General features: G+C 60.4%; 29 protein-coding genes and 2 pseudogenes. 17 read left to right on the top strand and 14 right to left on the bottom strand.

All coding sequences use genetic code 11. The features are described 5' to 3' along the window. The 12 genes and pseudogenes from PMI31_RS30615 to PMI31_RS00965 form a co-directional block, all read left to right on the top strand. Positions 1-542 (top strand): annotated as a pseudogene (locus PMI31_RS30615) (hypothetical protein); the annotation flags it as partial. Continuing rightward, positions 484-1,128: a hypothetical protein gene (locus PMI31_RS31175; RefSeq protein WP_008015634.1), complete on the top strand. Its 645-nt coding sequence runs from the start codon at positions 484-486 to the stop codon at positions 1,126-1,128. The pseudogene PMI31_RS30615 and the gene PMI31_RS31175, both read left to right, overlap by 59 nt. Positions 1,129-1,132: 4 nt before the next feature. Beyond that, on the top strand, positions 1,133-1,438 hold the full coding sequence (locus PMI31_RS01010; RefSeq protein WP_008015633.1) for a hypothetical protein: 306 nt from the start codon (positions 1,133-1,135) through the stop codon (positions 1,436-1,438). Positions 1,439-1,499: 61 nt separating this feature from the next. Beyond that, entirely contained in the window at positions 1,500-3,530 is a 2,031-nt protein-coding gene (locus PMI31_RS01005; RefSeq protein WP_008015632.1) for a T6SS effector phospholipase Tle3 domain-containing protein, read from the top strand. Beyond that, positions 3,527-5,206, top strand: coding sequence for a type VI lipase adapter Tla3 domain-containing protein (locus PMI31_RS01000; RefSeq protein ID WP_008015631.1), 1,680 nt, complete (start codon positions 3,527-3,529; stop codon positions 5,204-5,206). Before PMI31_RS01005 ends, PMI31_RS01000 begins: the two co-directional genes overlap by 4 nt. Further along, positions 5,203-5,472, top strand: coding sequence for a PAAR domain-containing protein (locus PMI31_RS00995; RefSeq protein ID WP_008015629.1), 270 nt, complete (start codon positions 5,203-5,205; stop codon positions 5,470-5,472). The genes PMI31_RS01000 and PMI31_RS00995 overlap by 4 nt, the downstream gene beginning before the upstream one ends. A gap of 132 nt (positions 5,473-5,604) precedes the next feature. Beyond that, positions 5,605-5,895, top strand: coding sequence for a DUF7693 family protein (locus tag PMI31_RS00990; protein ID WP_008015628.1), 291 nt, complete (start codon positions 5,605-5,607; stop codon positions 5,893-5,895). Positions 5,896-5,976: 81 nt separating this feature from the next. After that, positions 5,977-6,555 (top strand): chorismate mutase, encoded by a 579-nt coding sequence (locus tag PMI31_RS00985; RefSeq protein WP_008015627.1) that lies wholly within the window; start codon positions 5,977-5,979, stop codon positions 6,553-6,555. A gap of 128 nt (positions 6,556-6,683) precedes the next feature. Then, positions 6,684-7,058, top strand: a complete 375-nt coding sequence (locus tag PMI31_RS00980; RefSeq protein WP_008015626.1) for a hypothetical protein — start codon at positions 6,684-6,686, stop codon at positions 7,056-7,058. Further along, positions 7,055-7,255, top strand: coding sequence for a helix-turn-helix transcriptional regulator (locus tag PMI31_RS00975; protein ID WP_007988375.1), 201 nt, complete (start codon positions 7,055-7,057; stop codon positions 7,253-7,255). Before PMI31_RS00980 ends, PMI31_RS00975 begins: the two co-directional genes overlap by 4 nt. A 27-nt stretch (positions 7,256-7,282) precedes the next feature. Next, positions 7,283-8,017: an SGNH/GDSL hydrolase family protein gene (locus PMI31_RS00970; protein ID WP_008015625.1), complete on the top strand. Its 735-nt coding sequence runs from the start codon at positions 7,283-7,285 to the stop codon at positions 8,015-8,017. A 2-nt stretch (positions 8,018-8,019) separates the two neighbouring features. Beyond that, entirely contained in the window at positions 8,020-8,448 is a 429-nt protein-coding gene (locus PMI31_RS00965) for a nuclear transport factor 2 family protein (protein WP_008015624.1), read from the top strand. Between the two features lie 304 nt (positions 8,449-8,752). On the opposite strand, the gene PMI31_RS00960 is transcribed toward PMI31_RS00965, so the two are convergent. From PMI31_RS00960 to PMI31_RS00945, 4 genes are read right to left on the bottom strand one after another with little or no spacing between them, the layout of a single operon-like run. Next, positions 8,753-9,877, bottom strand: coding sequence for an agmatine deiminase family protein (locus tag PMI31_RS00960; protein ID WP_008015623.1), 1,125 nt, complete (start codon positions 9,875-9,877; stop codon positions 8,753-8,755). Between the two features lie 49 nt (positions 9,878-9,926). Then, positions 9,927-11,027 (bottom strand): extracellular solute-binding protein, encoded by a 1,101-nt coding sequence (locus tag PMI31_RS00955; RefSeq protein ID WP_008015622.1) that lies wholly within the window; start codon positions 11,025-11,027, stop codon positions 9,927-9,929. A gap of 1 nt (position 11,028) precedes the next feature. Then, complete coding sequence (gene aguB, locus PMI31_RS00950) at positions 11,029-11,937, bottom strand: N-carbamoylputrescine amidase (RefSeq protein WP_008015619.1); 909 nt, start codon at positions 11,935-11,937, stop codon at positions 11,029-11,031. 4 nt (positions 11,938-11,941) lie between these two features. Then, positions 11,942-12,994 (bottom strand): agmatine deiminase family protein, encoded by a 1,053-nt coding sequence (locus PMI31_RS00945; protein ID WP_008015618.1) that lies wholly within the window; start codon positions 12,992-12,994, stop codon positions 11,942-11,944. A 134-nt stretch (positions 12,995-13,128) separates the two neighbouring features. Here PMI31_RS00945 and PMI31_RS00940 point away from each other — a divergent pair, with 134 nt between their 5' ends. After that, positions 13,129-14,004 (top strand): LysR substrate-binding domain-containing protein, encoded by an 876-nt coding sequence (locus PMI31_RS00940; protein WP_008015617.1) that lies wholly within the window; start codon positions 13,129-13,131, stop codon positions 14,002-14,004. Here the strand turns inward: PMI31_RS00940 and PMI31_RS00935 are convergent, their stop codons facing one another. From PMI31_RS00935 to PMI31_RS00920, 4 genes are all read right to left on the bottom strand, one after another. Continuing rightward, positions 14,005-14,394: a c-type cytochrome gene (locus PMI31_RS00935; RefSeq protein WP_008015616.1), complete on the bottom strand. Its 390-nt coding sequence runs from the start codon at positions 14,392-14,394 to the stop codon at positions 14,005-14,007. It lies immediately after the preceding gene. A 283-nt stretch (positions 14,395-14,677) separates the two neighbouring features. After that, on the bottom strand, positions 14,678-15,067 hold the full coding sequence (locus PMI31_RS00930) for a DUF1801 domain-containing protein (protein WP_008015614.1): 390 nt from the start codon (positions 15,065-15,067) through the stop codon (positions 14,678-14,680). Positions 15,068-15,129: 62 nt separating this feature from the next. Beyond that, positions 15,130-15,573 carry an arsenate reductase ArsC gene (locus tag PMI31_RS00925; RefSeq protein ID WP_008015613.1) on the bottom strand — a complete coding sequence of 148 codons (444 nt, stop codon included), beginning with the start codon at positions 15,571-15,573 and terminating at the stop codon, positions 15,130-15,132. Between the two features lie 24 nt (positions 15,574-15,597). Continuing rightward, positions 15,598-16,527, bottom strand: coding sequence for a Ppx/GppA family phosphatase (locus PMI31_RS00920; RefSeq protein ID WP_008015611.1), 930 nt, complete (start codon positions 16,525-16,527; stop codon positions 15,598-15,600). Positions 16,528-16,679: 152 nt separating this feature from the next. Here PMI31_RS00920 and PMI31_RS31750 point away from each other — a divergent pair. After that, positions 16,680-16,790, top strand: a pseudogene (locus tag PMI31_RS31750) (hypothetical protein); the annotation flags it as partial. Between the two features lie 132 nt (positions 16,791-16,922). Here PMI31_RS31750 and PMI31_RS00915 read toward each other — a convergent pair. Next, a complete protein-coding gene (locus PMI31_RS00915) occupies positions 16,923-17,261 on the bottom strand; it encodes a hypothetical protein (RefSeq protein WP_008015610.1) in 339 nt (112 codons plus the stop codon). A 66-nt stretch (positions 17,262-17,327) separates the two neighbouring features. Further along, positions 17,328-17,987, bottom strand: coding sequence for a hypothetical protein (locus tag PMI31_RS00910; RefSeq protein WP_008015609.1), 660 nt, complete (start codon positions 17,985-17,987; stop codon positions 17,328-17,330). Between the two features lie 230 nt (positions 17,988-18,217). Between PMI31_RS00910 and PMI31_RS00905 the strand changes: the two genes are divergently transcribed. Together PMI31_RS00905 and PMI31_RS00900 are read left to right on the top strand one after the other, a co-directional pair. Further along, positions 18,218-18,544: an NIPSNAP family protein gene (locus PMI31_RS00905; protein WP_008015608.1), complete on the top strand. Its 327-nt coding sequence runs from the start codon at positions 18,218-18,220 to the stop codon at positions 18,542-18,544. 160 nt (positions 18,545-18,704) lie between these two features. Then, positions 18,705-20,207: a lytic transglycosylase F gene (locus PMI31_RS00900; RefSeq protein WP_008015607.1), complete on the top strand. Its 1,503-nt coding sequence runs from the start codon at positions 18,705-18,707 to the stop codon at positions 20,205-20,207. 20 nt (positions 20,208-20,227) lie between these two features. On the opposite strand, the gene PMI31_RS00895 is transcribed toward PMI31_RS00900, so the two are convergent. The 3 genes from PMI31_RS00895 to PMI31_RS00885 form a co-directional block, all read right to left on the bottom strand. Beyond that, entirely contained in the window at positions 20,228-20,686 is a 459-nt protein-coding gene (locus tag PMI31_RS00895; RefSeq protein WP_008015606.1) for a GNAT family N-acetyltransferase, read from the bottom strand. A 179-nt stretch (positions 20,687-20,865) separates the two neighbouring features. Continuing rightward, positions 20,866-22,554: a choline dehydrogenase gene (gene betA / locus PMI31_RS00890; protein WP_008015604.1), complete on the bottom strand. Its 1,689-nt coding sequence runs from the start codon at positions 22,552-22,554 to the stop codon at positions 20,866-20,868. Positions 22,555-22,556: 2 nt separating this feature from the next. Continuing rightward, a complete protein-coding gene (locus PMI31_RS00885; RefSeq protein ID WP_008015601.1) occupies positions 22,557-24,131 on the bottom strand; it encodes a purine-cytosine permease family protein in 1,575 nt (524 codons plus the stop codon). Between the two features lie 15 nt (positions 24,132-24,146). Between PMI31_RS00885 and PMI31_RS30920 the strand changes: the two genes are divergently transcribed. Then, entirely contained in the window at positions 24,147-24,455 is a 309-nt protein-coding gene (locus PMI31_RS30920; protein ID WP_162130424.1) for a hypothetical protein, read from the top strand. Here PMI31_RS30920 and PMI31_RS00875 read toward each other — a convergent pair. After that, on the bottom strand, positions 24,445-25,950 hold the full coding sequence (locus PMI31_RS00875) for an aldehyde dehydrogenase family protein (protein WP_008015600.1): 1,506 nt from the start codon (positions 25,948-25,950) through the stop codon (positions 24,445-24,447). The genes PMI31_RS30920 and PMI31_RS00875 overlap by 11 nt on opposite strands. Positions 25,951-25,979 lie beyond the last annotated feature (29 nt).

Genomic DNA, 25,979 nt, shown 5'->3' with positions numbered 1-25,979 from the left:
CCAGCGAGCATGACTGGGTGGGACCGAAAACCGACAGTTCTGCCATTCCTGCTTTCGGTCGAGACGGCGCCGACCAACGGCATCGACTGCACTACGAAGGTGATCCAACCGCAATTGCTCAAGGCCAACCATACAAAATCGCCTTGGAAGACGGCAGCCTGGTGCAAGGCATTACAGGAACTAATGGCCTCACCGAGTTGCTTGAGCGAACAGATATGCAACTCGCCAGTCTCGAAGTTTTTCGCAATTCATCCCATCAGGCAGCGACCTCAGGCTTGAACAGCACAAGGGCGGACGCATCAAGCCCTTTTGATCTGTTCTTTTTGCTTAAAGATGAAAAAACAGGTGTCCCGCTGAACGGTGTCACGTACCGGATCAAGCTGGAGTCGGGAGATGTCGTTGTCGGCGTCTCGGATGAGCAAGGCCGGACTCAAATTATGCGATCAGATACCTCACAAATAACCACCATCGAGGTCCCTTACCATGACGATCGCGCAACATCTTTTGACCCCCTCATCGGATCAGACACCTGTGACTGTTGAGATCCCCACGAAACAATTAAGCGGCGCCTTGTGGGTATCAAAATTTCCCACCAGCACAAGACTTGATGAGATGAACTCAGCGTTTGCCACATCAGTTGCTTCATTTCTCAGCGCCCTCAAAGCAGCAGGTGCCAGCGTCGACATTTCGGCCACCCTGCGTCCTGCCAAGCGTGCGTTTCTGATGCATTGGGCCTGGAAAATCGTCAATGCCGATGCGGACCCGTTAACCATTCCTGAGCGTGAGGGCGTGGACATCCAGTGGGGACACTCAAACGAAAAAGGCGATTACTGCAGGGAAGTATCCGTTGCCGCAGCCACGGCCATGGTCAATGGATATGGCATCAGAAACTTGAGAGTTGCCCCCGCACTGACGTCCCGACATATCGAGGGTAAAGCGATTGATATGACGATCAATTGGACGGGAACTCTCTCGATAAGGGATGCCATGGGTAGAACCGTGGATATTTCGACAGAGCCGAAAACAGGAATGAATGCGGACCTGCACGCAGTGGGTGCTACCTACATGGTCATCAAGTTCAAAGGTGGCGACAAAGACAAGCCTCATTGGTCGACCGACGGACGCTGAAGCCATGCCACAGCATTCGGTAATGCTCTTCTGGTTGTTACTCACTCTGAGCCAGGTATCAGCCGTACATGCGCAAACGCCTCCTGATGTCCAGGCGTTCGCAGACCGTCGCGACGTGTGCGATGTGCTCCGCGGAGAGATTCCTGATGCCGACAAAAAGGACAGTGTCGAGCAAGTGATCAACGACATTAACCGGCGTTGCAAAGGCACGGATGCCGCCTTGCAAAACCTGAAAATCAAGTACGCCGATGACACGCAGGTCATGAGCCTGCTCGATCAATACGAATCAACTATTGAAGCCTCTCAATAAAAGGACACTGCTCCTCTGTGAGTTAGCGAGAGGAACATGATTTCAGAAGGATGTGGAATGCATGAGCTACACAGACAACACAGTGATCGCCACAGCCACGAGTCGTTTGCTGCCGAATCGATCCACGGATCGCAATACCGCTGTGCCGCGAGACCTGCCCGGCGTGGTGATTTTTCTGCATGGCGTGAACGACCCCGGGGCGTCCTATGAGTCGGTGGAAACCGGGTTGTGCCAGGGGGTTAACGAGCGCCTGGATCGACCGGATCTGAAGGCGGGGCGGTATGGGGCCAAATACAACGAGGCCAACCGTACGCCCAGGGAGGCGTGGAAGGATAACGAGGGGCAAATACTCGACGATCCGGACACGTACCTCTACCAGCGCGATACCGAAGCGCCCAAGACCCGTAGCCTGATGATCCCGTTTTATTGGGGCTACCGGGCCGAGCCCGGCGAGATCAAGCGCGATAAAAATGGCGATCCGGCCCGGCTACGCGATCAATTCCTGGACCGGTTCGACAACCGTCTGGACCGTCACTTCGCCAAGGGCGGCGGATTTTTCGCCAACGCCACCAACAATCTGCTGGAAATGTACGAAGAAGGGTTCGCCAAATGGCTGCGCCATTGGGTTCAACCCACCATGCCCAACTCCCTGTACATGGGCAAGGCGCCGCATCGACGGTATTTCGTGCTGGCCGCGACCCGGCTAGCGATGCTGGTCAGCGAGATCCGCCGCGTTTCCCCCGATGAAACCATCACCATCATGGGGCACAGCCAGGGCACGCTGATCACCTTGCTCGCCCAGGCCATGCTGGTGGATCGCGGTGAGCGCTGCGCCGACTGCGCAATCATGGTGGCCTCACCCTATTCGGTACTGCCGGACGCGACGCCGAAAAACCTGCAGACCCTGCAGACCCTGATCGACATCGTGCAACACACCACTCAATCCCCCCATGCGCAGCCCCCCCTCAGCGCCCTGGGCTGTGGCGTGCCGGGTTATGGCGGTCGCACGGGGCCGCGCTGGTCACCCGAACAAGGTCAGCGCCTGGGCGCCGACGGGAAAACCCTGGTGTTTCCCGAGCGCGACAACCGCGGCAAGGTCTACCTGTACTTCTGCCCGGACGACACCACCGTAGCGCTGGATGATGTGCAGGGCATCGGCACGTATGGCGTGCCGGACGAGCTGCCCAAAGGCGAGCCGGCCATGACCGCGTTGCAATCCATGGGTTTCTACCAGCGCCTGTGGACCAAGCGCTTGCGCGACGGCAAGCCGGTACTGGTGGGCAAGGCTCCGCAAGCGGACTTCACCCGCGCCGAAGGCGAGCCGCGTTATCCCGGTGGCTGGTCAGTGGCGGCGATAGCCTCGCAAGCGGGGATCCCTGAAGGCCAGGAACGCACCATCAATGCCGAACAACTGCACCCACCCCATGCGCCGCAGATGTTCGGCGGCGAAGCCGTGACGGGCTCTGCCCATGAGGCAGGAAAGGATCGCCCGGATGCGGTGTCGCAAAACGCTGCATTAGGCAACCCCGGTGCCTCTTTCAAATGGATTTATGTGACCAACAGTGACAAGCGACTCGACCTGGACGATGGGCTTGTTCGCTGGAATCACGGCAAAGAGCCGGACGACCAGACCCGGGCCCTGCGCCAGACGCCAGTGTCCGGCAACCCGATGCTCAATCGTAAGGACCATTACCGCATCTACCGCGAGGAAACCCCCAACGAAATCCGTGCGCGCATGCAGGTTGATCAGAAGGAATGGACTGACAACAGCTATCACTCGGCCGTGTTGCGCAGCCCGGAGAACCATCGTTGGGTCACGGCGATGGACATTGCGATTGGGCAGGCCAGGTGCCTGGATGATCCGGTGATGCGGGAGGTGTTGGTGGCGATTGCGGATTGGAAGATGGATGAAAATCGGTTTGAAAAAGTCAGCAGTTTTCTGGGCTGGTCTCGACTTAGTGCAAAAGCGCGGGCGCTGGTAAAGGCCAGTTATCAGTATTACGACAAGGGTAAGTTTCCCTCAAACGAGCTGGTTTCGCTGACGCCGCCAGCGCTAATAATCGGCTCGAAGGGAAAAGGTGCGCGTCCATGAGGGATCGTCGGCAGGACAAATCACAACGACCGAAACTGAAGGGCTATCTCTGGACTGCGGGGACACTGACAGCGATTTGGCTTGGTTTTTTACTCGTCATCATCTACACGGCACAGGCTGAAAGCAGGGAGTTGGTGGATATGAGCACCGTGATGCTAAAGGGAATAGCCAGCATTTTTGGCGTATTGGTGTTGACCTACAGCGGGCACTGGTTTGGTAAAGCCGTTGCCTACGAAGAGGCAGAACTCGCGGCCTACAAATCAAAAGTCATGGCCGCAAGAGCCGAGCACATCGCTACCCAGGAGCGTATTTATTCGTTGGAAATACGGGGGGTGGGGCTTGCCGTTGATAATTGGCATCAATCTTCAATTTGGAGAGAAATCAAAAAGACCAACAGCAACTTCACCTCGATCTATTCGCAAAACCCCAAGGATTACGACGCCTCAGTGAACTCTCGAGAGATCACCCAAAAAATCAATATACGCGTTGCGTTCAAGCATTCGGCCAGCGACTCAGTGGCCTACTGGCCGATCCCGGTGTTTGCGTTGGGACCAGCAGATCCTTATGAAAAAGGCTACAAAGCTGCTGGTCTGATCAACTCAGGTCGAAATGCTGCCACTTTGGGAGTGACACAGTTTCTCTGGCAAGGCGACGAAAACACCACTCATGCACAAGCAATGATCGAACGACTCTTCGTTTTTTTTGACGACAACCCACAAGTGCCACAGGCATTGATTGTTAGCAAGGACGGCGATGTATCCCGAAGCGTTTACCGAAAGCGCGGCACCCCCGGCCTGCAAAACGTCCATGCGGTCCCGACTGTATTCGAAAGCATGACTGGCTTGCTCGTCACCCGTTCGGATCGGGTAGACCGTTACATCCGCCCCTTTGCCACCCACGACTCAGAGGACAACCAGAACAAAAATACTGACATGGGCAAGTTGTGGGCCTACTACTGGAATCGTGATACTGCATTCATCGATTGGTATGAAAATTCTGAGCGAGCAAGAGGTGTGGAGGAACCTAATGCCCCCAGCACCATGTCCTCCACCTACTGGCAATCGCAACTCCCCACCCTCTGGCAAACCCTGAGCAACCGAGGCCCCGGCTACTTCGAACCCTCCGCATGGTTACCGGTGCGCTGGGCCGAACATCAAGTCAAGGAGTTCGATAAAGCCCCGGTGTTGGGCTACCTGCATCGCCCGGTCAAAGTCCCGATGCACGACGACAGCGGCAAACCGCTCAAACCCGCGTTACAGGCCAAAGCCCTGCAAGCAGGCTGGTTGCAGGCACTGGAAACCCTTCCCAAAGGTGAAAAACCGGCGCGGGTGTTTTACGACAGCGCCGACAACACACCTGGCGAAGTCGCCCTGACCATCGCGTTGCATGGCCTCAATGTCGATGGCGCCGGCCTCGAACTGGGCAATGTCGACGAGGGCTACGACATCGGTCGACGCCTGGGCAACACCGGTGTCAGTAGCGCCTTGATCGAAATCAACCTCGCCACGATTGCCAGCTATCAGGAAGGTGGTGTCAGCGCGGTGGTGTACACCGGCGAGGACGGCAGCGTCACCGTGCAAATGGTCCGCCCGCCGGACGAAGCCCGCAAAGCGAAAAACCAGCAAACCCACGGCGCCGACCCGTTCAGGTTTCGCATGCCGGGAGACAAACCATGAGCCATCCGATTTGCCTGGGTGATGCCACCAACAGCGACGGCACCGTGGTTTCCTGCCAGCTCGAAGGTACGCATACCCTCAATGGAAAAACACCGGCGGTGTTGGGCGACAAGGCTACCTGCCCACTGCACCTGGGCGAGTTTGCCTTCGTCGAAGGGCATCCGCGCCGACGTATGAATGGCATTCCGGTGGTATTGCAAGGCCATCTCCTGGCCTGTGGTTGTCATGCCGTGGCGAGCAATGCTCAGAATGTGCAGGTGGTCTAGCCCGAAATATCGGGCTATCTCTTTGTTGCGGGACGGCTGGTGGCTCCGGGCGTCAAATCCGGCCTCATCAGCCGTTTTTTTGCAGGCTGATGATCTATCCTGTGCCTCCCCGATTCCGCCCCGGAGACACCAGTGCCCGCCCTCACCGCCCGCGAGGTTTACCAACAGTTGCGCGATGCCGCCCAGGGCATTCGCAACTTCAAGCGCCTCGATGAACACTGCGCGTCGAATCCTGTACAGGTCGACATCGACGGCTGGCGCCTGACGCTCGACGTCGACGCCGGCCACCTGCGCCACTGCCTGCACGGCCAGAGCCCCGATGGCCGCGAGTATGCGTTCGACAACGGGCAGCGCTTCGGCACCGACCCGGTGAGTTTGCTCAGCACCTGGGAACTGGCGCAGATTGAACGGCTGCTGGCCTGAATCCTGCGCAACCTGTCGTGCCCTGGTCGCACTTGTGATACACAAGCCGCAGTGATTTCTGCGTCCAAGGAGGTTCTGCCCATGCCCCGCTCCCCACGCCTGCCGCACTGGCTGGCATGCGCCCTGTTCGGTCTGTTCGCTGGCGCTGCCCAGGCCAGCACGACACCCCCGGCGCCCGATGCCTTACAACCCTTGCTGGCGACAATGAATGAGCGGTTGTACATCAGTGAGCTGGTAGCGCTGACCAAGTGGGACAGCGGCAAACCGGTCCAGGACAATGCCCGGGAAGCGCAAGTCATCGCCAACGCCAGGACGCAGGCGGCCGAGCGCAAGCTCGACCCCGACGATATCGCCGACCTGATCGCCGCCCAGATCGAGGCCAGCAAACTGGTGCAATACGGCCGGCTCGCGCAATGGCAAGCAGCGCACAAAGCACCGGACACCCCACGGCCGGACCTCAACAACGAAATCAGGCCGAAGCTCGACAAATTTCAGAACCTGCTGCTCAAGCAGTACGCCGATTTCCTGCCCTACCGCAAAGACCCGAACTGCCCGCAATGGCTGGCCACCGAACGCTCCGCGCTGATCAAGGATTACCTGCATGATCAGGCGTTGATTCGGGCGACCGGGGAGTTGTGTGTTGTGGGTCGATGGCAGTGAAGTGATCGAGACGAAGCCCGGCCTGAACAGCCGGTTTTTTCATGCTCCGGCCGACGATGTAAAACACCCTTTACATCCGCGAAATCTCCAGCGAATATGTAAAGGGACTTTTACATCAGGAGGATGAAATGAAACGCTTCTACATCGAAATGGGCGTCGCGATTACGCTGTACACCCTGTTGTTGCTGGTGTCAGTGATTTTGCTTAAAGACCAGCAAGAAATGGCCATGGCGCTGAAGGTCATCATCACACTGTTGCCGGTGATTCCCGCAGGGCTGATGTGCTGGGCGGTGGTGCGCAATATGCGCACGCTGGACGAAATGCATTTGCGTATTCAGTACGAAGCTCTCGGTTTTGCCTTTGCCGCTTCGGCATTGCTGACCTTCACCTACGGTTTTCTGGAGAATGTCGGCTTTCCACACGTGTCCTGGGTCTGTGTGTGGCCAGTGATGGGCCTGATGTGGATGATCGGGCTCAGACTTGCCAAGCGGCGGTATCAATGAAAAACCGGCTCAAGGAACTGCGTGCCGAACGCAAGTGGTCCCAGGTCGATCTGGCGGCGTTGTTAAATGTTTCGCGGCAGACCATCAATGCCATCGAAAATGGCCGCTATGATCCCAGCCTGCCCTTGGCGTTTCAGATTGCCCGGGCATTTGCGTTGCCAATCGAGAGCATTTTCGACGATGAGTTCGCTGGCTGATCTCACTCTTCAATCAGGCGCCTGTCCATGAGCCGCACTGAAACCCTCGCCAAAATCCTGCTCGGCCCGTTGTTGCTCGTGCAGGGCCTGTACACGCGGCGGGTGACGCCCAAGTTGCCGGAGGCCGAAGGTGAACGCCTGGGCGAGGCCGGCAGCGGCGAGGTTCTGCGCTTGTTGATTGTGGGCGACAGCGCCGCTGCTGGCGTGGGTGCGGCGACTCAAGGTGAAGCCCTCAGTGGTCGGCTGGTTGGGCGCCTGGCTGACGATTATCAGGTGTCGTGGAAACTCTGGGCGCGCTCCGGCCTGGATTCGCAAGGGTTGCTGGAATTGCTGGAGCAGCACGCCCCGGAGCCGTTCGATGTGGCGCTGTTGTCGATTGGCGTCAACGACGTCACCAGCTCACTCACCCTGGATCAGTGGCTCGCTCGGCAACAGCGATTGATCGCGCTGTTATGCGACAAATTCGCGGTGGGGCAGATTGTGCTCTCGCCGCTTCCGCCCATGCACCTGTTCCCCGCCCTGCCGCAGCCGCTGCGCTGGTTTCTGGGGTTCAGGGCGCGTCGTTTCAATGCACATCTTGCGGATCTGGCCGCACGCATGGATCAATGTACGATGCTGAGCACCCCGCTGGCACCCGAACCGGGCTTGATGGCCAGCGATGGTTTTCATCCGGGGCCGATGCTTTACCGTCAATGGGCCGACGATGCCGCCAGGGTGATCGACCAACGTTTTCGCACCACTACAAGAAAAAACAGGAGTTGAAAATGTCTGAGCTGAACCTGAACCCCAACGTCGCAGCGTCCCTGAAGCAGTGGCACGCGATGATCGGCAAGCGCGACTTGAGCGCCTTGCCCGATATGCTCGATCCGCAGGCGGTGTTCCGTTCACCGATGGCGCATACGCCGTATCCGGGGGCGCCGGTGGTGTCGATGATCCTCAATACGGTGGTGAACGTGTTCGGGGATTTTGCCTATCACCGTGAGTTGGCCACAGCGGATGGCTTGAACGTGATTCTCGAATTCAGCGCCAAAGTCGGCGAGAAAGAGCTCAAGGGCATCGACATGATCCGTTTCAACGAACACGGCAAGATTGTCGAGTTTGAAGTGATGGTGCGGCCGCTGAGTGGCTTGCAGGCGTTGGGTGAGGAAATGGGCCGGCGGTTGGGGGCTTATCTGAAGGCCAGCAAGGCCTGATTTCCTGTCCCTGTAGGTGTAGGTGTAGGTGTAGGTGTAGGTGTAGGTGTAGGAGCGAGCTTGCTCGCGATGAACTCAAGAGCGCCGCGTTCAGCCAGCAAGCACGCGTTTTCGTTAACGACCATCGCGAGCAAGCTCGCTCCTACAGTGAGTGGATCATTCTCCAGCGTTACCCCTGTGGGAGCGGGCTTGCCCGCGAAAGGGCCGGCACATTCAGCATCGATGTCGCCTGACACTCCGCCTTCGTCGGATCGCCGCCCGGAGCAAGCCCGCTCCCACAGGTTTTGTGTGATACCTGAAGTCATCACACCATCGGCTGGTGGCTGGTTACGCAGTGAATGCCGCCTCCGCCCGCGGAGATCGCATCGATGTCGAGCTGCTCCACCTCGCGGTCCGGGTAGAGTTCGGACAGCAGGTCGTAGGCTTTGGCATCCGCTTCCTTGTCGCCGAATTGCGGTGCGATGATCGCGCCATTGATCACGAAGTAGTTGATGTAGCCGGCGGCGAAATCCGGGTTGTCCTTGCTGAACCGGCTGTTGCGCGGGTTGAGCGGTGGCGACAGGGTATGCACCTGCAACTTGCGACCATCGGCATCCGTGGCGTTTTCGAGGATTTCCAGATGGGCACGAGTGACCTTGTAGTCGTAGGACTCGGGGTCGTTGTCGAGGTTGGCGATTACCACGCCGGGCTTGACGAAGCGCGCATAGAAATCGACATGGGCGTCGGTGATGTCCTTGCCCTTGATCCCCGGCAGCCAGATGATTTTGCGCAGGCCCAGCCGTTCTTTCAGTTCTGCTTCAACCTCGGCCTTGGTCCAGTCCGGATTGCGATTGCGGTTGATCCAGCTGCTTTCGGTCATGATCCCGGTACCGTGGCCATCCACTTCGATGCCACCGCCCTCGCCCACCAGTTCGCTGCGCAGGTAATCCGCCTTGGCGTTTCCGGCGACCCGGGCGGCCAGTTGCGCATCCTCCTCATGCTGCTGTTTGTTGCCCCAGCCGTTGAAGTTGAAGTCCACGGCGCCGAGGTCGCCGTTGCCATCGACGACAAAATTGGCGCCGATGTCACGCATCCAGATGTCATCCAGCTCGGCGATTACGAAGGTCGTATTGTGGCTGCCGCATTTGGCTTCGGCCAGGCGTCGCTCGCTCTGGCGACAGAACACGGTGACCGGTTCGTATTGAGCGATGCTGCTGGCGATCCGGCCAAGGGCGTCCTGCACGTGGGGCGTGAAATCCTCCCAGATCGCGGCCTGTGCGCCGAAGGCGATGAAGGCCCGCCGGTGTTTGTCCCCCTCATCGGGCATGTACCACTTGCCATTACCGGCCGCTCGCACCGGCAGGGAGGCAAAGCCCAATCCCAAGGACGCCACTGCGCCCAGTCCGGCGGCGACCGATACCTGCTTGATGAATGTTCGACGTGTCGGCATGTGTTTTCCTGATATCTCGGGTTTGGCCAGCCCTCGGGCCGGCCGGTGATCATTTAACGGTAGCGGTCTTGAACTTGGTCCAGGTGCGCATGCGTGCCCGCATGTCGGCCTGGGGGATGTCCTTGCCAGGAATCAGCCGCGCGTAAGTGGCTTCATCGAGGTAGATGTCCGGGTTGTTGCGCATCGCGGCATCGACATCCGGCCGCGCCTTGGCGTTGGAGGTCGGATAGCCGGTGAAGTTGCTGATGGCCGCCATGTTCTGCGGGCGCATCACAAAGTTGATGAACGCGTAGGCGTACTCCGGATGCTGCGCGTCGACGGGAATGGCCATGGTGTCCATCCACACCGTGGTGCCTTCGCGGGGAATGCGGTAGTGGAAGGTGGTTTTCTTGCCGGCGCTGTCAGACGTGCGCTGCGCCTGGGTCATGTCGCCGCTGTAGCCGAGGGACACGCACAGGTTGCCATTGACCAGGTCGGTCACCGGTTGCGACTGGAACTTGCGAATGTACGGCCGCAGTTTCATCAGCAGCTCGCTCGCCGCCGCCAGGTCGGCCGGTTTGGCGCTGCGTGGATCGCGGCCGAGGTAGTTGAGCACCACGGCCAGCACTTCGTCCGGCGAATCGATCATCGAGATGCCGCAGTCGGCGAACTTCGCCGCCAGTTCCGGCTTGAACAGCATGTCCAGGCTGTCGACCGGCGCGTCCGGCGCACGCTTGGCAATCTGCTCGGCGTTGTAGGTCAGGCCGATGGTGCCCCAGGTATACGGGACCGTGGCCTTGCTCGAATGCTCATAGTGCGAACGCAGCTTTTGCAATCCGGGCTCGACGTCATTCAGGGCCGTGATTCTTGATTGGTCCAGGGGCTGCAAACTGCCGGCGCGCATCAAGCGCTCGGCCACGGTGTCACCGGGGAAGATCAGGTCGTAGCCACTGCCGCCAGCGAGCATTTTCGCTTCCAGGGTTTCACTGCCATCCATTACGTCGTAGATCACCTTGATCCCGGTCTCGGCGGTGAACTTGCTGAGGGTGTCCTCGGCAAAATAATCGGCCCAGTTGTACAGCCGCAGGGTTTTCTCCTCGGCGTGCAGCGCAGGCACCGCACAGGTCAGCGCCAGCCCCATGGCCAGGCACAGCTTGTTGATCGTGTTCATGTCACACCCCTTGGGTTGCCCAGCGTGAATGGATCTGACGACCGTCCTGGGTCAACAAGGCGCCGTACATTTCCGGACGGCGATCGCGGTAGATGCCCCAGGTCAGGCGGTCTTCACGCATGGCCGCCAGGTCCAGGCTGTGGACCAGCACGCCGGTGCTGTCGCGGTCGGCTTCGGCGAGCAACTTGCCCTTGTGGTTACAGATGAACGACGAGCCATAGAAGCTCATTTGCAGGGTCGGGTCGGTGGTTGCCGCTTCCCGGCCGACACGGTTGGCGGCCACCACCGGCAGCAGGTTGGCGGCGGCGTGGCCGCGCATGGTCATTTGCCAGTGATCGCGCGAATCCAGGGTTGCGCAGCCCGGTTCGGAGCCGATGGCCGTGGGGAACAGCAGCACTTCGGCACCCATCAGGGCCAGGCAGCGGGCGGTTTCGGGGAACCACTGGTCCCAGCAGATGCCCAGGCCGATGCGCCCGAACGCGGTGTCCCAGACCCGGAAACCGCTGTCGCCGGGGCTGAAGTATTCCTTCTCCTGATAGCCGATGGCGTTGGGGATGTGGGTCTTGCGGTACACCCCCAACAGACGCCCGTCGGCGTCGGCTACGCTCAACGAATTGAAGTACGCATTGCCGGCCTTCTCGTACCAGCTCAGCGGCAGCACCACGCCCAACTCTTTCGCCAATGCCGCAAAGCGCTGGAGCACGCGGCTGTCGCGATACTCCTCGGCCAGCGCCAGGTGCTTGTGGTGTTGCTCGATGCAGAAATACGGCGTGGCGAACAGCTCCTGCAACAGGATCACCTGCGCGCCCTTGGCCGCGGCTTCGCGGACCAGTTGCTCGGCCTGGTCGAGGTTGTGTTTGAGGTCCCAGGTGCAAGGCATCTGGGTGGTGGCGATGGTCAGCAGTGTCATGGCATCAACCCCGCACCGGCCAGGCCGGCTGTTGCTGGGTGATGCAATGCACACCGCCGCCGCCATGGGCCAGATGGTTGATTCGCACCGGCACCACTTCGCGCCCCGGGAACGCCTGCGCCAGCACTTCGGCAGCGACCTTGTCGGCATCGATGCCATAGGCCGGCATGATGATCGCACCGTTGGCGATGTAGAAATTGGTGTAGGAGGCGCAGAACACTTCGGCCTCGGTGTCCACTGCATCGGAGGCTTCATAGAGTTCGATCAGCTCGAACTTGCGGCCTTGGGCGTCGGTGGCCAGCTCAAGGGCGCGACGGTTCTCGCGGGCCACTTCGGCGTACACCGATTGCTTGTCGTGGGTGGCGTCCACCAGCAACACGCCGGGACGGGCAAAGGCGCACACGCCATCGACATGGCCGTCGGTCATGTCGCCGGTCACGTAGCTCGGATCGCCCGGCAACCAGATGGTTTTCTTCACGCCCAGCAAGCGGGTGAAGATCTCTTCGATCTCGGCCTTGGTCACGCCCGGATTACGATTGGGGTTGAGCAACACCGACTCGGTGGTGATCAGCGTGCCCTCGCCGTCCACATGAATCGCACCGCCCTCGTTGCTCAATGCCGTACCGAAACACTCCAGCCCCAACTGGTTGAGCGCACGACGGGCCAGGCTTTCGTCCAGATCGTGGGCCGACTTGCCGCCCCAGGCATTGAAGCGCCAGCTCACACCGGCCAAACCTTGCTGCGGGTGGCAGACGAAGCTCGGGCCGGAGTCACGGCACCAGCTGTCGTTGACTGCCAGTTCGATCAATTCGATGTTCGGCCCGCACAAGGCTTTGGCACTGGCGACCGCCGAAGGGTCGACCACCAGTTTCACCAGTTCGAAACGGGCGATGGCGTTGGCCACGCGGGCAAAGTCCTCTTGAACCTGTGGCAGCGTCACTCGCCAGCCGGACTCCCAAAGGGTCTTGTTGTGCGGCCAGACCATCCAGGTGGCGGCGTGGGTGACCCACTCGGCTGGCATCATCCAACCGCTGTTTTGAATTGCGCTCTGCTGCATGACAAGTACCTCTAAGTTAAGTCATTGTGTTCAATGAAAACGGCCTTGGCGGTCTTGGCATGCATGCTACGGCTGGTAAAACGGGCAAACAAACGATGGATTTTGCAGGCAACTGATTAGAGAAACTTATCGATATGCTCAAACACTGGCCGCCCCTGAGCACCCTGCGCGGCTTCGAAGCCGCCGCCCGGCTGGGCAGTTTTCACAAGGCCGCCGAAGAGCTTCACCTCACCCAATCGGCGATCAGCCAGCAGATCCGCAGCCTTGAGGCTTACCTTGAACAACCGCTGTTCTATCGCAGTGGGCGCAGCGTCAGCCTGACCGATGCCGGTCACGATTTTCTGAGCACCACCCAGGCGTTGTTGCAGCAACTGGCGGTGGGCATTCGCCGGCTGGGGCAATACCAGAAACCCAATCAACTGGTGCTCAACACCACCCCGGCGTTTGCCCGGCATTGGTTGCTGCCGCGCCTGGGGGATTTTCGCCGGCAGCATCCGCAGGTAGACCTGTGGATTTTCAGCACGAATGAAGTGCCGGACATGGCCAGCCAGACCATCGACCTGGCGGTGCGCGACGACATCAGTTCCCAGGCCGAATGCAGTTTCAAGGTGCTGCACGCCGACCGCCTCTACCCGGCGTGTCACCCGAGCCTGCTGGCCGTGCCCGTGGAACAGCGCACCACCCTGCATGGCGAGCGGGAAATGGACTGGAGCCACTGGGCGGTGGAGTCGGGAATCGATGTGGGGCAGATGGATCAGGGGCTGAACTTTTCCGATCCGGGTTTACTGCTGGACGCGGCCTGCACCGGGCTCGGCATTGCACTGGTGAGCCGGTTGCTGAGTCGGCAGGCGCGGGCCACCGGGCTGTTGCAGCCGATGGTGGAGCAAACCATCCGCGGCCCGAACTGGGCGCTGCTGACGCACCGTGACAGCGAGAACATCCCGATGGCACGGGCCTTCACCGGATGGCTGGTGGACAATCTGGCGGCCGACCAGCAGACCACCGCATGATTACTGCGCCGGGAAGGTTTGCAGGTAGGCGAGCAAGTCTTCGATTTTTTCCGGGTCGCTGAGGCCCCAGAAAATCATGCGAGTGCCGGGGACGACTTTCTTCGGCGCTTCGAGGTAGGCGATCAGGGTTTCGCGGTCCCAGACCAGGTTGGCTGATTTCATCGCATCGGAATACACGTAGTCCGTGGTGGTGGCGGAGTGGCGACCGATCACGCCATTGAGCTGCGGGCCAAAGAAGGCGCGGGCCGATTCGCCGATCTGATGGCAGCCGCTGCAGAGGCGCTTGAACACTTTCTCCCCGGCCTGTGCATCGCCTGCGGCAAGGGCGGGTGTGCTGAACAGGCCGGCGGTGAGTAGCGACGCGAGGGTCAGTGCGGCGATTTTCTTCATGGTCCGTTTCCAGTCGGGTGTTGCCGGATGGCTATTGGAACATGCGCGCCGGGGATATCCCAAGTGGTCAAATGGACGCAATCCCTGTGGGAGCGGGCTTGCCAGCTCCCACAGGAGTTCAGTGCACTGGCTTTTTGCCCCTTGTAGGAGCTGGCTTGCCAGCGATGGTCGTTAACGATAACGCGTATGAACTGGAAAAACGCGGCGCACTTGAGTCCATCGCCGGCAATCGAGCGTCGACCGGCCGTTCCTACAGTTTCCCAGGAATGCGGGAAGAACCTCATTATTTGCTGTGCGAGGTATTGAGTTCAACGGCCGCCTGAATCAACGCCTTCAGGGCCTTTTCATCGATTTGCTCACCCTCGCGAATATCGATGGCACGCCGCGTGTTGCCTTCAAGGCTTGAGTTGAACAGCTTCGCTGGATCGTCCAGCGATGCGCCCTTGGCGAAGGTCAGCTTCACCACTTGCTTGTAGGTCTCGCCGGTGCAGATGATGCCGGCACAGGACCACACCGGCACGCGCCACTTCCACTCTTCGATCACTTGCGGGTCGGCCTGCTGGATGATCTTGCGAATGTGGGCCAGGGTTTCGCCGCGCCAGTCGGCCAGTTCCCGGATTCGCTCGTCGATCAGCGCCGAGGCTTCGTTTGATTCAACGTTGTCCGTTTTCATCACCGTCTACACCCTCATCATGATGGTTGTGACCGATGAGGGTAGACGGTGTTCGAGGCTTGTCAGGAATCGCTGACTGACGGCACCTGGGCCACGTGTCGGGTTTTCACCGTGATGAACATTTTGATGCGGTCGCCAATTTCCTGAAGGGTATGGCGAAACGGGTCGTGCCTTTCGCTGGTGGTCGGGTCTTCGAAACTCCAGACGATCACTTCACCGCTAAACGGCATGCGCGTGGCCTCTTCGGAGGCCTTGTCGCACAGGGTGATGACGTAGTCGAACGCCTGGCCTTCGAAATCCTCGAGGGACTTGCTGTGCAGACCGCTGGCATCGACATTGATGTGTTCGAGGGATTCGAAGGTGCGCGGGTCGATCGCGCTGGCCTCGAGCCCGGCGCTGAAGGCCTGGAAGTCGGCAGGGTCGGTGTGGCGAAGCAAGGCTTCGGCCATGGGTGAGCGGACATCGTTTCTGGCGCAGACGAACAGCACGCGACGGGGGGCGGTCATGGTTTAACCTCGGCTGGCAGGTTTTTAGTGTTTGCTCATCAATCCATGCAGCACGCCGAACCGCAAACCCGGTTCCGACGCAATCATATGCGTGATGCCGAACACCTTGAACGCCGCCAGCATCACCACCAGACCGCCGGGCAAAATGCTCAGGCGATGGGTGGGCAGCCCCGCCAGCTTGAGGTGTTTCACATGTTTGACTTCCAGCAGGCGCAACGACAGGCGCAACAGGCCGCCGTAGGTGATGCCGCTTTGACCGTCATCATTCAGGCCATTGGCCTTGAGCACCTTGGCCAGCATCCGCGCCGTCCCTGAAGAACCGATCGCCTGCTGCCAGCCCATGGCCCGGTAACGTCGGGCAATGCGTTCGAATTGCACCGTGGCCGCGCGTTCGGCCTCCAGCAGCGCTTCGGCGATGATCCGCCCGCCGTGGAAGTAATGCGCACCGAAGGTTCCGCTGCCGATGGCAATGCTCTCGGTGACCAGCAACCGGTTGCCACGGCCGATGATCATTTCCGTGGAGCCGCCGCCGATATCCACCACCAGCCGCATGCTCTGCGCCGGCAAGGTGTGGGCCACGCCGGCGTAGACCAATTGCGCCTCTTCGTGACCGGAAATGACGTCGATGCGAAAACCCAGGTGACGCTCGGCACTGGCCAGGAACAGCGGCGCGTTGTCCGCTTCGCGTACGGCACTGGTGGCCACCGCCCGCACGCGCCCGGCCTCGAAACCGCGCAGCTTCTTGCCGAATCGCGCCAGCGCCTGCCAGCCCCGGTCCAGCGCCAACTCATCGAGTGCCCCACCCTGCAGGCCTTCGGCCAGACGCACCGGTTCACGCAGGGTCTTCACTTCCTGGATGACCATCTGCTGGTTCCGTCTCACCGACTGGCCAATCATCATGCGAAACGCATTGGAGCCCAGGTCGATGGCGGCAAACAGCGGGGCGTCTTTCATACGGGGTTCCTTGCACATTCGTCTGCCGGCAGGCTGGCGGTCGCCGGGCACTCAAGACGGATTGCGAGGATCTTGCCATTACTTCGATGACACCCGGATGACAACGCCGGGCATCACCACTTCGTAACAAACTGCGACCAGGATCGGCGGTGCCCCGGGTCTTCCGGGTGGCCGCCCTGCCCGCGCCCAATGACCGCGAGCGCATGCTCGCCCGCTCTGGCATCCAGCTGATCAAGTACGGGTTCTCGATTTCCGGGCGAGAGGGCGTCCCCTTCACCACCATTGCTTGCCTGTCATCGAATCGTCATGTACCGGACGCCATACTCAGCCCATCCAATGCGTGCTTTAACTTTCTGCTGCCTCTCCCGGCGGCTTTTTTTTGCCTGAAATTGCGCTTACAGACATTCCTGCGCCGCACGCTCGAACGCCGACGGCACGAACGCCGACGCCAGCAGCTTGCGCTCGTACAGGAACACCTTGCCGCCATTGGAGGCCTTATAGGTTTCGAGCACGTTGTCCGCCGCCACTTTGCTGGATACGACGATCCGGTAGCTGCGCTGGGTCTGCGACACCGTGGGCGCCAGCGCATCGTGCTGCAACTTCGGCACCACGCAATGGGTGTATTCCTCGGGCGACTTGGTGGTCTGCAAGGTCAGCGTCGGATCGTTCGGTGTGGCACAACCGGCCAGCAGCAACGGGGCGAATACCAGGGTCGGGGCGAAAAAAGCGCGCATGGATCAGTCCTGAATAGAAATCAACGATTGTCTGGGTTGCCCGCCGTTCAATGGACGCCGGGCTAATTAATTTGTTGTTGCGGTTAATCCGGCGGTTACCAGCGCCTTCAACGACGCATCGAACTGTTTCAATGCAGTCAGTTGCAGGTCGCGTTGCTGTTCGATTTGCGCGGCAATCTCGGGCGCGGCCTTGTCATGCACCCACACCGACGGCAGTTGTTTTTCCACCGCGCCTTCGGCCTTGCCGATGTATTGCAGGCTGGCGTCGTAGAACCGCGCGGCGAAACGCGCCTCGACCCGGTCGTTACGCTGGGTCAGCAACTGATTGTGGGTATCGAGCATCACCACCACATCCGGATGGGCCTGCACCAGGGCATCGAGGTTGTCGTAGACCGTCACCGACAGAAAGGTGTGGTGCAGCGAACTCATCAGCCAGTCGATGGCCAGGTCCGGATCGGAGCTGTTGACGAACGCCTGGCGAATCCGCGCATCCAGGGCGTTCTTCGCGCCGTTCACCGCGACCGAGTGGTATTGCTCAAGGTACTGCAGGTTTTCCACGGTGTTTTCGCTGTAGAGCACCCCGACCGTCTGCCCGTATTGCAGCCCGCCCTGACCAGCGGTGATGGGCGGCAGATGGCAGCGTGTGTCTTCGGCATGGGCCGATGCGGTGGATGCAACACTGCCCAGCAACAGGGCAATCACAGCCAGTCGGGCCAACATTTTCATCGCGCAGGTTCCTTGAGCAGCGTATTCAATGCAGGCGATTTTCCGCCTTTGCACAAAAAACAGAACTTGCGATTCTTGATGGTGACTATTGACTGAACCGATAGTACGGGGCCTCTAGCGCATGCATCTGGTGCAAAACTACCGGTCAATGTCGAACAAACGGCTGTGCCGGACGCCCACGGTTCATTACAGTGGCGACTGCCCTCAAAACCAGATCAAGGAACGAAACAATGGTGACCTGCTACCTGAAATACGTGCTCGATCCCTACCAGCTCGACGCCTTCGAGCACTACGGCAAATTGTGGATTCCCCTGGTGGAAAAGTTCGGCGGCCAGCACCACGGCTACTTTTTGCCGTCGGAAGGCGCCAACAACATCGCCATGGCCTTGTTCACTTTTCCCAGCCTCGCGGCGTATGAACATTACCGGCAACAGTCCATGAGCGATCCGGAGTGCCTCGCGGCGTTCAAGTACGCCGAAGACCGGAAATTCATCCTCAGCTATGAGCGTTCGTTCATGCGCCCGGTATTTGGCGATGAAAAACAGCCAGCCTCCTGATTGAGTCGAACCTTGATCCGCGCCCCACAAGCGGCCAGTGGGGCGTCGCTCAGCGAGAACGATTGCCCGATAGTTTTTGTTGCGCTTGAACCAGTGCGCGCCCCGTCATTGACCATACTCAACGGTGATCTCAATCTCTCTGCCCTGTCGGTGAGTGAACATGAACCCTGTATGGCGTTGCGCCCACAAACTGTCCCTGCTTCTGCTGCTGTGCTGGCTGAATCCAGCCCTGGCACAACCCCAGTCCGGACTGCCCGCCGTTGAGCTGACCCCGGCCGAAGAAGCCGAAGTGCAAAGCCTGGTATTGCCGGTGCCCCAGCCCTGGGTCGGCGACTTCGAGGGCATGCGCGAACGCCGCTTGATACGCATCCTGGTGCCGTACAGCAAGACCTTCTTCGAACTCGATCGCGGTCGCCAGCGGGGTCTGACTTACGAGTTGGGCAAAGGGCTGGAAGCCTGGCTGAACAAGACCCAGCCCTACGCGAAGAAATCGATGCGATGGCGGGTAATGTTCATCCCGACCGCCCGTAACGAGCTGATGCCCAAGCTGGTCCAGGGCGTCGGCGACATCGCCGCCGGCGGCCTGACCATCACCGACGGACGCCTGAAAACCGTGGATTTTTCCGCTCCGTTTGCGGTGAACATCCCCGAAGTGCTGGTCACCGGACCTGGCAGCAAGCCTTTTGAGAAAATCGAAGACCTGTCGGGACAGGAAGTGACCGTCCGCGCCTCGAGCAGCTACTTCGAGCACCTTCAGGCGCTCAACGCTTCATTCAAGGAAAAGGGCCTGGCGCCCATCGACCTGAAGGCCGCCGATGAAAACCTGGAGTCCGAAGACCTGCTGCAAATGGTCAATGCCGGGTTGCTCAAGGCCACGGTGGTGGATCGTTACATCGCCATCATCTGGTCGCCGCTGTACACCGACATGAAAATCCACAACGAAGTGTTCCTGCATGAAAACTCGGAATTAGCCTGGGCGATCCGCAAGGACAGCCCACAATTCAAAAGCCAGTTGGCCGGGTTCGCCAAAACCCACAAGCTCGGCACTGCGTTCGGCAATAGCCTGAGAACCAAGTACGTCACCAACAGCAGCAAACGGGTGCTCAATGCCACGTCCGAAGCGGAAATGAAGAAATTCCAGGAGATGGTGGATATCTTCACCCGCCATGCGGGCACCTACGGTTTCGACCACCTGATGCTGATGGCCCAGGGGTTCCAGGAATCACAACTCGATCAGGGTGCCCGCAGCCCCCGGGGCGCGGTGGGCGTCATGCAGCTGCTGCCGAAAACCGCCAGGGACCCCACGGTGGCCATCGGCGATATCGATAAGAGCGCCGACAAGAACATCGAGGCCGGCAGCAAGTACATGCGCCTGCTCGCCGACAAGTACCTGAACGACCCGCAATTGAACCAGATGAACAAAACCCTGATGACCTTCGCCGCTTACAACGCCGGGCCGGGCAACCTGCGCAAATTCCGCGCATTGGCGGAAAAATCCGGGCTGGACAAGAACATCTGGTTTGGCAATGTCGAGCAATCCGCGGCGCAAGTGGTCGGCCGGGAGACGGTGGATTACGTCGGCAACATCTACAAGTACTACGTGGCGTACAAACTGGTGGAGGAAAAAAACGCGGCAAGTACAGCCAACGCCGCTCAGCAATGACGGCTGGGCGGCAGCCCGGCTCAGTCTTTTTTCAGATCCAGGCAATAGGTGTAGTAACCGGGGTCGCGCACCCAGCCCAGGGACTCGTACAAACGCTGGGCGGTGACGTTGTCGGTGGCGGTTTCCAGGGTCATGCCTTTGCCGCCGGCCAGCCTGGCAAAGTCCCGTGCGGTGTTCATCAGCAATGTGCCGACGCCTTTGCCCCGGGCGGCGGGTGTAGTGAACAGATCACCCAGCAGCCAGGTGCGATGCGCGTCGATGGAAGAAAAGGTCGGAAACAGCTGGACGAAGCCGAGGTTTTCGCCGTCGCTGTCCCGGGCAAGAAATATCACCGATTCGTCCCGGGCAATGCGCTCGGCGATGAAGGCGCGCGATTGCGCCAGGTTCGACGGCTGCTCGTAGAACATCCGGTAGGCGTCAAACAAAGGGGCGATCTGGTCGATATGCGATGCGTCGGCGCGCAGGGCCTGAATAGCCATGAGGGTGCTCCATTGCGGTCTCAAGGAATTACAGACTAGCAATGGCGACGGACCAGCGACGCACTTTTTTTTCGACGAACATCAGCTGTAGGAGCCGGCTTGCTGGCGAGCCAGTCGGCACGGTGTATCAGGTATACCGCCTTCGCTGGCAAGCCAGCTCCTACAGGGTCATGTGTGGATCAAACCCGCACGTTACGCCCCGGCAACGAAGTACGCTGGCTGTGCTCCCAGCCCTCGACCAGCCCCACCGGCACATCCGACGCCGGCAGCATCTGCACACCACGCACCAGATCGGCGGCGCGCTCGGCGAGCATGATGGTCGGTGCATTGAGGTTGCCGTTCGGTTCGGTCGGGAACACCGACGAATCGATTACCCGCAGACCGGCGATGCCACGCACGCGCAATTGGGAATCGACAACCGCCATGTCGTCCTCGCCCATGCGGCACGAACCGCAGGGATGGTAGGTGCTTTCCAGGTTATCGCGCACGAAGGCGTCGAGGTCTTCGTCGCTGGTCACTTGCGCACCCGGGGCGATTTCGCCGTCGCGGAAGCGGTCCATGGCTTTCTGGCCGATGATCTCGCGGGTCAGGCGGATGCAGCGGCGAAAGCCTTCGCGGTCCTCTTCCCGCTCCAGGTAGTTGAAACGGATTTCCGGATGCTCATACGGGTCGGCCGAGCGCACGCGCACATAGCCGCGACTTTTCGGTTTGTTCGGCCCGGTGAGCACCATGAAGCCGTGGCCCTTGATCGGCTTGTTGCCGTCGTAGCGCATCGCTGCCGGCAGAAAGTGAAACTGGATGTCCGGCCAGCGCAGGCCCTTCTCGGAGCGGATGAAACCACCGGCCTCGAAGTGGTTGGTAGCGCCCAGGCCGTCCTTGAACAGCAGCCAGCGCAAACCGATCATCAGTTTGCTCAGCGGGTCCATCTTGCTGTTGAGGGTCACCGGTTCCTTGCAGCCGAACTGGATGTACACCTCGGCGTGATCCTGCAGGTTCTCCCCGACTCCCGGCAGGTCATGGCGCACGCCGATCCCGGCCTTGCGCAGGACTTGCGCCGGGCCGATGCCCGAGCGTTGCAGCAGGTGCGGCGAGCCGATCGGCCCGGACGAGATGAGCACTTCACGGTTGCAGTACACCTGGTGAGTCTGGCCACCGTGGTCATACATGACCCCGACCGCACGCTTGCCTTCGAGGATAACCTGCCGCGTCATCGCATGGGTGATCACCGTCAGGTTCGGACGGCCCATGGCCGGGCGCAGATAGGCGTTGGCCGTGGAGCAGCGCACGCCGTTTTTCACGGTCATGTGCATGGCACCAAAACCTTCCTGCATGTAGCCATTGCAATCTTCGGTCTTGATATAGCCCGCCTCCGCGCCGGCTTCGACCCAGGCACCGTACAACGGGTTTTTCATGTGGTTGCCGTTGGTGGTGTGCAGCGGCCCGGTTTGCCCGCGGTAGCTGTCGCCGCCCGATTCATAGCTCTCGGCGCGCTTGAAGTACGGCAGGCAGTTGCGATAGCCCCAGCCTTCCGCGCCGAGGGATTCCCACTCGTCAAAGTCCAGCGCATGACCACGGATGTACACCAGGCCGTTGATCGACGACGAGCCGCCCAACACCTTGCCCCGCGGGCAGTGAATGCGCCGGCCGTTGAGGAAAGTCTCCGGCTCGGTCTCGTAGCGCCAGTTGTACTTCTTGGTGTTCATCGGGATCGAGAAGGCACTGGGCATCTGGATCACTACGCTCTTGTCGCTGCCGCCGAATTCCAGGACCAGCACCGAAGTGGTCGGGTCCTCACTCAGGCGGTTGGCCAACACACAACCTGCCGAGCCTGCGCCAATGATGATGTAGTCGTATTTTTGCGTGGTCATGACTATCTCCCGACCGTTGATTCAGTGAATACCGTCAGTGGTTGCTGTTTGTGGGTCAGCGTGTCGCCGGTGGTGTATTGCGGGGAGGTCTTTTCAATCTGCTGGATAACGGCTTCTTCGCGCTTGAGGTCGATCGAGCGGCTCAGCCAGTAGTACGCCAGTCCCGACACGATCAGCCCGACCAGCCAGGCGATGTCGATGCTGCCCAGTGCCTTGGCGAGCGGGCCGACATACACCTCGCGCTGTTCAACGCCGTCGAAGATGTAGAAGAACGGGATCATCGAGATAAAACCGATGGCATAGGCTGCGATACCGCGCAGTCCCCAGCTGCCATAAATGTTGCCGTGGGGCATGAAGAAGTGCGGGATGGCGTAGCGGCCCTTGCGCACGAAGAAGTAGTCGGTGAGGTTGACCGAGGTCCAGGGCACCAGGAAGTACAGCATCACCACCAGGTAGATCCCCAGCACCGACAGGCCTTTGCCGGAACTCTGGATGCTCAGGGCCACGCCCAGTTGCAGCAGGATCACGAAGCCGATGGCCAGGATGCGTGCCTTGCGCGTTGGTTCGATGTGCTTGATCGAGTCGACGCAGGTCAGGGTGGTCAGCTTGGCGCTGTAGATGTTCATCGCGATCACCGGCAGGAACGCCAGGATGGTGACGACCACCACCGCCGTGCCCACCAGCGGCGACACGGTGTTGCCGACTTGCCCGAGGGCGACCAGCACGTCAGTGGAGTGCAGGTGATCGGCCAGCCAGCCACCCACGGAGATCATCCACGCACCGGACAGCGAAGCCCCGAGGAACACCACCGCGATCAGCTTGCCGCTGGACGTGTTCTTCGGCAGGTAGCGCGAGTAGTCCGACACGTACGGGGCGTAGGCGATGTTGTAACTGGCGGCCGCCGCAAACTGCGCGATGAAACCGGTCCAGTTGAAACCCAGTGGCGCCGGGGCCGTTTCGCCCGCCGCCAACGCCGGCATGGCCGCGTCCGGCACCCAACCCATCAACACCGCCACGGTCACCAGGCCATACAGCGGCAACGACAGGAACAACGCCCATTTGAAGCTGCGGTGCATCCAGTCATGGCCGAGAATCGCCAGCACCGCCGCCGGTATGGTCACCGCCACCGCGATCACCGCCGGGTTGAACCCGAACAGCGTATGCAGCCCCTGCATCATCAGCACCAGGTTGACGATGTTGAAGCCGGCGAACACGAACAGCGTCGCCAGCAATACGAGGATCACCCCGCGATAACCGAACTGCGCACGGGACTGGATCATCTGCGGCAGGCCAAGGTGCGGGCCTTGCGAGCCGTGAAATGCCATGAAAAGTGTGCCGAACATGATGCCCAGCGTGCCGGCGAGCGTGGTCCAGAGCGCGGTCAGGCCGACGCTCGGGCCAACGAAGCCGATGGTCATGGTGAAGAAGGTGAAATTGCCGAGGAACCAGAACGGGCCCTGGCTCGACAGTTTGTCGGTGCGCTCGTTCTCGGGGATGAAGTCGATCGAATGCCCCTCGACGACGGATTTTTCGTCGAGGGCGGACACGCTCGTGGCGGACTTGGCGTTAGTGTTCATGACGGACTCTTATTGTTGGAAGATCATGACGAGATAACCGCGTTCTTTCGGGTGAACGACTCCCCTGTGGGAGCGAGCTTGCTCGCGATGGTCGTCAACGATAACGCTGGCAACCTGACACCCCGTGGTGTTCTTGGGTTCATCGCGAGCAAGCTCGCTCCTACAGGGATTGAGTTCACTCGTGCCTACCTGGCGTTGTTGCTGAAACCGTACAGGACTGTAGGACCAAGCTTGCTCGCGATGGTCGTCAACGATAACGCTGGCAACCTGGCACCCCGCGGTGTTCCGGAGTTCATCGCGAGCAAGCTCGCTCCTACAAGGTGATCCACACTGCCTTGGTTTCGAGCAGGTAATCGAGCTGCTCGGCGCCCAGGTCCTTGCCGAATCCGGACTGTTTGTAGCCACCGAACGGCATCGACGGATCAAGGGTGCCGTGGGCGTTGACGTAGACCGAACCTGCCTTGAGGCGCGGGATCAGGCTGTGCACTTTCCCAAGGTCGTTGGAATACAGTGCGGCAGCCAGGCCGTAAGGCGAGTCGTTGGCCAGGGCCAGTGCCTCTTCTTCATCGTCGAACGGTGCGGTGACCAGCACCGGGCCGAAGATCTCTTCCTGGACAATGCGCATGTCATTGCGGCAGTGGGCGAAGATGGTCGGCTCGACGAAGAAGCCAGGGCCATCGACCGGTTGGCCGCCGTAGACCAGTTCAGCGCCTTCGGCCTTGCCGGTTTCGATGTACTCGGTCACGCGCTGCTTTTGCAGGGCCGAGACCAGCGGGCCGATGAAGCAGTCCGGGTCCAGGCCCGGGGCCATTTTCAGGGTGCGTGTGTAGGCGATCAGCTCACGCAGGAATTCGTCGTAGACACTGCTATGAATATAGGCCCGCGTACCGGCGTCGCATACCTGCCCGGAGTTGAAAAACACGCCGTTGGCGACCGCTTGGGCGGCGGCCGGGATGTCGGCGTCGGCGCAGACGATGACCGGTGATTTGCCACCGAGCTCGAGGGTCAGGCGCTTCATCTCGTCGAGCGCGGCACGACCGACGGTACGGCCTACCGGCGTCGATCCGGTGAAGGTCAGTTTGTCGATGCCGGGGTGGGTGGCCATGGCCGCACCGACCACGCTGCCGCGCCCGGTGACAATGTTGATCACGCCGTCGGGGATGCCCGCTTCCTGCACCAGTTCAGCGAAGCGCAGAGCCGACAGCGAGGTCAGCTCGGCGGGCTTGACCACCACCGTGCAACCGGTGGCCAGCGCCGCGCCGAGCTTCCAGGCCATGGTTTGCAGCGGAAAGTTCCACGGCACGATGGCGCCGACCACGCCGACCGCTTCCTTGCGGGTATAGGCCAGGTAATTGCCCGGCAGCGAGGGTTCGACGGTACGGCCGTGCAGCTTGGTGGCCCAGCCGGCGAAGTAACGCAGGGTATCGACGGTGCCCTGGATGTCCACGTCCTTGGCGAAGGCAACCGATTTGCCCATGTCGATCGATTCGATTTCCGCCAGTTCAGCAGCGTTTTGTTCGATCAGGTCGGCCAGACGCTGCATCATGCGCTCGCGCTCGGCCGGTTTGGCCTGACGCCAGGCGCCGCCGTCGAACTGGGCGCGGGCGGCTTGCACGGCGCGGTCCAGGTCGTCGGTGGTGCCCATGGGAATGCGGGTGATCAGGCCTTCGGTCGAGGGTTCGATCACATCGGAAGTCTGGCCGTCACTGGCTTCGACCCAGGCGCCGCCGATGAACATCTTCTGGACCTTGCTGAGGAAGGTCTGGGTGGCTTCGCTGACGCCGAATTTCTGCAGGTAACTCTTGACGATCGTGTCCATTTTTATTCTCTCTGCCCGACAGTCAGGCA

The organism is Pseudomonas sp. GM55 (assembly GCF_000282395.1).
In the GTDB taxonomy this organism is placed as follows: Bacteria; Pseudomonadota; Gammaproteobacteria; order Pseudomonadales; family Pseudomonadaceae; genus Aquipseudomonas; species Aquipseudomonas fluorescens_CC.
The sequence above is the reverse complement of the archived record's forward strand: the minus strand, read 5'-3'. Positions and strand labels throughout refer to the sequence as shown.

What these genes read in the sequence shown, in the direction of transcription:
- PMI31_RS00935 (WP_008015616.1), bottom strand. Translation starts at nt 14,394, where the DNA reads ATGAAGAAAATCGCCGCACTGACCCTCGCGTCGCTACTCACCGCCGGC.
- PMI31_RS00930 (WP_008015614.1), bottom strand. Translation starts at nt 15,067, where the DNA reads ATGAAAACGGACAACGTTGAATCAAACGAAGCCTCGGCGCTGATCGAC.
- PMI31_RS00995 (WP_008015629.1), top strand. Translation starts at nt 5,203, where the DNA reads ATGAGCCATCCGATTTGCCTGGGTGATGCCACCAACAGCGACGGCACC.
- PMI31_RS00915 (WP_008015610.1), bottom strand. Translation starts at nt 17,261, where the DNA reads ATGCGCGCTTTTTTCGCCCCGACCCTGGTATTCGCCCCGTTGCTGCTG.
- PMI31_RS00905 (WP_008015608.1), top strand. Translation starts at nt 18,218, where the DNA reads ATGGTGACCTGCTACCTGAAATACGTGCTCGATCCCTACCAGCTCGAC.
- PMI31_RS00965 (WP_008015624.1), top strand. Translation starts at nt 8,020, where the DNA reads ATGTCTGAGCTGAACCTGAACCCCAACGTCGCAGCGTCCCTGAAGCAG.
- PMI31_RS00900 (WP_008015607.1), top strand. Translation starts at nt 18,705, where the DNA reads ATGAACCCTGTATGGCGTTGCGCCCACAAACTGTCCCTGCTTCTGCTG.
- PMI31_RS31175 (WP_008015634.1), top strand. Translation starts at nt 484, where the DNA reads ATGACGATCGCGCAACATCTTTTGACCCCCTCATCGGATCAGACACCT.
- PMI31_RS00955 (WP_008015622.1), bottom strand. Translation starts at nt 11,027, where the DNA reads ATGAACACGATCAACAAGCTGTGCCTGGCCATGGGGCTGGCGCTGACC.
- PMI31_RS00875 (WP_008015600.1), bottom strand. Translation starts at nt 25,950, where the DNA reads ATGGACACGATCGTCAAGAGTTACCTGCAGAAATTCGGCGTCAGCGAA.
- PMI31_RS00945 (WP_008015618.1), bottom strand. Translation starts at nt 12,994, where the DNA reads ATGCAGCAGAGCGCAATTCAAAACAGCGGTTGGATGATGCCAGCCGAG.
- PMI31_RS00910 (WP_008015609.1), bottom strand. Translation starts at nt 17,987, where the DNA reads ATGAAAATGTTGGCCCGACTGGCTGTGATTGCCCTGTTGCTGGGCAGT.
- aguB (WP_008015619.1), bottom strand. Translation starts at nt 11,937, where the DNA reads ATGACACTGCTGACCATCGCCACCACCCAGATGCCTTGCACCTGGGAC.
- PMI31_RS00940 (WP_008015617.1), top strand. Translation starts at nt 13,129, where the DNA reads ATGCTCAAACACTGGCCGCCCCTGAGCACCCTGCGCGGCTTCGAAGCC.
- PMI31_RS00985 (WP_008015627.1), top strand. Translation starts at nt 5,977, where the DNA reads ATGCCCCGCTCCCCACGCCTGCCGCACTGGCTGGCATGCGCCCTGTTC.
- PMI31_RS01005 (WP_008015632.1), top strand. Translation starts at nt 1,500, where the DNA reads ATGAGCTACACAGACAACACAGTGATCGCCACAGCCACGAGTCGTTTG.
- PMI31_RS00885 (WP_008015601.1), bottom strand. Translation starts at nt 24,131, where the DNA reads ATGAACACTAACGCCAAGTCCGCCACGAGCGTGTCCGCCCTCGACGAA.
- PMI31_RS00925 (WP_008015613.1), bottom strand. Translation starts at nt 15,573, where the DNA reads ATGACCGCCCCCCGTCGCGTGCTGTTCGTCTGCGCCAGAAACGATGTC.
- PMI31_RS00970 (WP_008015625.1), top strand. Translation starts at nt 7,283, where the DNA reads ATGAGCCGCACTGAAACCCTCGCCAAAATCCTGCTCGGCCCGTTGTTG.
- PMI31_RS01000 (WP_008015631.1), top strand. Translation starts at nt 3,527, where the DNA reads ATGAGGGATCGTCGGCAGGACAAATCACAACGACCGAAACTGAAGGGC.
- betA (WP_008015604.1), bottom strand. Translation starts at nt 22,554, where the DNA reads ATGACCACGCAAAAATACGACTACATCATCATTGGCGCAGGCTCGGCA.
- PMI31_RS00895 (WP_008015606.1), bottom strand. Translation starts at nt 20,686, where the DNA reads ATGGCTATTCAGGCCCTGCGCGCCGACGCATCGCATATCGACCAGATC.
- PMI31_RS00975 (WP_007988375.1), top strand. Translation starts at nt 7,055, where the DNA reads ATGAAAAACCGGCTCAAGGAACTGCGTGCCGAACGCAAGTGGTCCCAG.
- PMI31_RS00920 (WP_008015611.1), bottom strand. Translation starts at nt 16,527, where the DNA reads ATGAAAGACGCCCCGCTGTTTGCCGCCATCGACCTGGGCTCCAATGCG.
- PMI31_RS01010 (WP_008015633.1), top strand. Translation starts at nt 1,133, where the DNA reads ATGCCACAGCATTCGGTAATGCTCTTCTGGTTGTTACTCACTCTGAGC.
- PMI31_RS00980 (WP_008015626.1), top strand. Translation starts at nt 6,684, where the DNA reads ATGAAACGCTTCTACATCGAAATGGGCGTCGCGATTACGCTGTACACC.
- PMI31_RS00960 (WP_008015623.1), bottom strand. Translation starts at nt 9,877, where the DNA reads ATGCCGACACGTCGAACATTCATCAAGCAGGTATCGGTCGCCGCCGGA.